The following is a 3667-nucleotide window of genomic DNA, read 5'->3' on the forward strand; positions in this document are numbered from 1 at the left end:
TTTCTCCCCCACTCCCCCCTAATGCAATACATATTCTTTGAGCGGGAAGGGAGTAACCGCGTTCCTGCTTCAACTGCTGGGAGTGGCAGAGTAAGCTCAACACATCGACTATTTTACTGCTTTTACTGCCAGGATTGGGGTGCGATCGCTCACGGTTGAATTAAGTGCCGATCGTGCAACCCACTTAATTTTCTCATTTCTTCTTGCGTTCTGACTGCCACTTGTAACGTTTCATTAAGCAATCGTGCATACTCGCTATTTGGATCGCTGACTCGCAATTGCAACAAAGTGGCTACATTACTTATCGATAATTCATCTTCTGTATCGACATAATCTTTATTTTTTCTGAACTTTCTCTCGATTGTAAAAGCTCTTACCAAATCGTATCTTGCCAGTTCCATCGCTTCAACTACTTTCTGCCTATCCCTTAAATTTAAGTTTTGTTTATTTTCGTCTTCCCGATTGTCGATCGCACGCATATCCCCAACAACTTGATTGTAATTTTCTGCTTGTTTGACCAAGCTCCCTACAAATGGGGTAACATACTTTTGGAGCCAATACCATCGCACTGTCAGGCTAGTTATAACTGCTGCCAATACAATTATAATATTGCTCAGCCAACCTGGAATAATGGGGATAATGCGCTCAAAAATCAGTACAGATAAAGTACCTACAATATACACGGAGAATAACCATAACACTATCAGTAGCGTCAGTTCTTTTCTGGGTGCTTCTAACTTGGCAGACAAAATTCCATTCACAAGATTCAAGAAATAATCTTTGACGGTAAAAGCTGTTCCTCCTAGCAAGACATCATCCTTATCTAAACCAGTCAAAGCTTTTAAGTCGTTATTAGTTATCTCAAAGTCACGAACACTGGATTTCATAGCTGTAGACTCCCATATGCAAGCAAAAGCCAGGGTGTGAGAGGGGGAGATGAATAATATTACATCCAGTTTAATACATTAACTCAATGCTAGGATTCGATCGGCATTGTCTGTGGGGATGCGAACGCACTTGATTGTAGAGTTTGGTTTGGGCAGATCGTTCCCTTTAACCATTAGACATCTGCAAAAATTCTTGTCGGGTAGGCATCCTGCCTGCCGAGATTCTTTTGGAGGAGATGTTTATTGTAGTGGGGGGAAGGGAATGAGGGATAGAATGGATGCGATCGCACCTCCTCAACCCATTTTATCTGGTTGTTGCTACTTGCTAGCTCTTCCAACCATTAACTGTATAAAAAAGAGCGGCAAAAAAGAGCGGCTATTGCAAATATCATTTCTCCTTCAGAAGCGCTACCCTTTTGCAAAATTGTGAACGATCGATTCACGCATGACAATCAGTGGATGCTTGAAACCCGCCACTGATTTAGACCACTAATTCATAGAATCAGTGGGAGCCTGTACGCCGAATTATTTAATTGACGCATCAGTTCTCTTTTTAATGCAAGCATTTTGAATTTTGAATTTTGAATTTTGAATTCAAAAAATGGTCATCTCCTGGCTGTTTTGGGCAGGCCATAGGAAAAGCTCATTCCCATACAGCCGAGCCCGATCGCCTAGACTTCTAAGTTACTTTTTCCAAGTTTGCGCGTTTGCATTGTTAGCCGTTCGAGGTAGAACCTCGGTTATTCAGATTTCAGGGATGCCATATCAATTACGAAGCGGTATTTCACATCAGACTTGAGCAGTCGCTCGTAGGCATCGTTGACCTTCTGAATGGGGATGACTTCAACATCGGCGGTAATGTTATGCTGGCCGCAAAAATCCAGCATTTCCTGAGTTTCGGCGATGCCGCCGATGTTTGAGCCGGAAAGACTGCGACGACCCATGATGAGGCTGAATGCCGAAACTTCCAGAGGCTTTTCTGGTGCGCCGACAAGAGTGATGTTGCCGTCGCGGGTGAGCAGGTTAAGATAAGCATCGATGTCGTGCTTAGCAGAGACGGTATCGAGGATGAAATCGAAACTGCCAGCGTGCTTTTGCATCTCGTCGGTGTTGCGGGAGACGACCACTTCGTCGGCTCCCAGGCGGAGCGCGTCTTCCTTCTTGTCAGGTGAAGTAGTGAAGACAACGACGTGGGCTCCGAACGCACGAGCGAACTTCACGCCCATGTGTCCCAGTCCGCCCAGACCGACCACGCCAACTTTCTTGCCCTTGGTGACACCCCAGTGGCGGATGGGTGAATAGGTTGTAATTCCGGCGCACAGGAGTGGGGCGGTTCCAGCGAGATCGAGGTGGTCGGGGACGCGCAGAACGAAGCGTTCATCGACGACGATGCTATCGGAGTAGCCACCGTATGTAACGCCTCCCAGGTGCTTGTCTGGAGAGTTGTAGGTAAGGGTTAGGTTTGGACAGAACTGCTCAAAGCCAGCTTTACACTGGGGGCAGGTTCCATCCGATTCGACCATACAGCCGATCGCCGCCTTGTCGCCAGGTTTGTACTTGGTAACTGCCGAGCCGACTTTGGTGACGCGACCGACCATCTCGTGACCGGGAACGATCGGGTAGACAGTGGGCATGGCGCTGCTCCACTCGTTACGCACTGAATGGAGGTCGGAGTGGCAGATGCCGCAGAAGAGGATTTCGATCTGTACGTCGTATTCGGTGGGATCTCGCCTGGGGATCGTATCGGAGGCTAGGGGTGATGTCGCACTGGCAGCAGAGTAAGCCTTGGCGTTATACATAGATTGATGCTCCTAGATGTCTATTTTCTTAATTCCTTCGCTTGATGCCATTTTGGTGGCTATCCCAATGGTAGAGATTGAGCGTTTATCCCTGCTCTATCGGTAGGGATGGAAATTTTTTAACACGCAAGGTTAGCTTTGACACCATTTTGGTTGTCAGTCGGCGAATCTCTTGCTCGATCGACTCTTGAAAAAAAATCCAGAATCCCGATCGGAAACTGGAATCATTTTTCATTGCTTTAGCTTCGTATTATCGATTAACCTTTACGGGAAAGCAATCATACAGAGCTACCAAAGTCGATCGCATTCACAACCTGTCCGGAACCAAGCGTGACAGCGTGGCTACCGAGTTGGGGTAAATCGAACATTCGCACGCCGGAAGGCGTTGACATAAACAGGTACTTTCCATCATCGCTAACTGACATTAACCCACTGCCAAAATTCCAACCAAAAGAATCGTCGCCATTAATATTTTCTCCGATGTTGAGGGTATATAACTGATTCCAGCTATTAGTATCAAAAGCCACAATTCGATCGGTACTAACGTTAGCAGCGTAGAGGATATCCCGCTTGGAATCGAACACCATCCCACCTTCATATCCTGTCAGCGTTTTAACAGGATTCAAGCTTTTATCGCGGATAACTATGTCGCTGGGATAAGACTCCAATGCAATCAGCGAACCATCGCGATTTAGTGAGGACAAAGCATTACTGTGGAAAGTATTTGTTTCACCTTTACTGGGAAATTGGTCAGCCTTAATCGTACCCACACCTCGATCGTCCAAAATGTTGGCGTTAGTTGCATTGCTCAAATTGAGATTAAATTTTTCTTGTCCTTCCCCATTCGGATCGTAGGTAAATATGGGGCCGCTGGATATATTCGATTCTGTTAAAAAGAAGAAACTGCGATCGGCACTGCGAGAAATGTGCGTGCGTTGCCTGACTTCGCCAAACCCCGATCCGGGCGCATCTGTTCTGATC

The 3667-nt window shown here is 46.5% G+C and carries 4 protein-coding genes; all 4 read right to left on the reverse strand.

The features are described from left to right. Positions 1-149 precede the first annotated feature (149 nt). Positions 150-887 carry a hypothetical protein gene (locus H6S82_RS23625; RefSeq protein WP_190475225.1) on the reverse strand — a complete coding sequence of 246 codons (738 nt, stop codon included), beginning with the start codon at positions 885-887 and terminating at the stop codon, positions 150-152. A gap of 740 nt (positions 888-1627) precedes the next feature. Further along, positions 1628-2686 (reverse strand): NAD(P)-dependent alcohol dehydrogenase, encoded by a 1059-nt coding sequence (locus tag H6S82_RS23630; RefSeq protein ID WP_190475224.1) that lies wholly within the window; start codon positions 2684-2686, stop codon positions 1628-1630. A gap of 85 nt (positions 2687-2771) precedes the next feature. Next, positions 2772-2921 (reverse strand): hypothetical protein, encoded by a 150-nt coding sequence (locus tag H6S82_RS23635; RefSeq protein WP_190475221.1) that lies wholly within the window; start codon positions 2919-2921, stop codon positions 2772-2774. A gap of 43 nt (positions 2922-2964) precedes the next feature. Continuing rightward, positions 2965-3667: hypothetical protein (locus tag H6S82_RS23640; RefSeq protein ID WP_191056801.1), on the reverse strand; the 703-nt coding region annotated here is incomplete at its 5' end.

It is taken from the genome of Planktothrix sp. FACHB-1355 (genome assembly GCF_014748295.1).
GTDB classification, from domain to species: Bacteria; Cyanobacteriota; Cyanobacteriia; order Cyanobacteriales; family Aerosakkonemataceae; genus Aerosakkonema; species Aerosakkonema funiforme_A.

Bases quoted from the DNA above. Each gene is read 5' to 3' on its own strand.
- H6S82_RS23625 (WP_190475225.1), bottom strand. From the start codon at position 887: ATGAAATCCAGTGTTCGTGACTTTGAGATAACTAATAACGACTTAAAA.
- H6S82_RS23630 (WP_190475224.1), bottom strand. From the start codon at position 2,686: ATGTATAACGCCAAGGCTTACTCTGCTGCCAGTGCGACATCACCCCTA.
- H6S82_RS23635 (WP_190475221.1), bottom strand. From the start codon at position 2,921: ATGAAAAATGATTCCAGTTTCCGATCGGGATTCTGGATTTTTTTTCAA.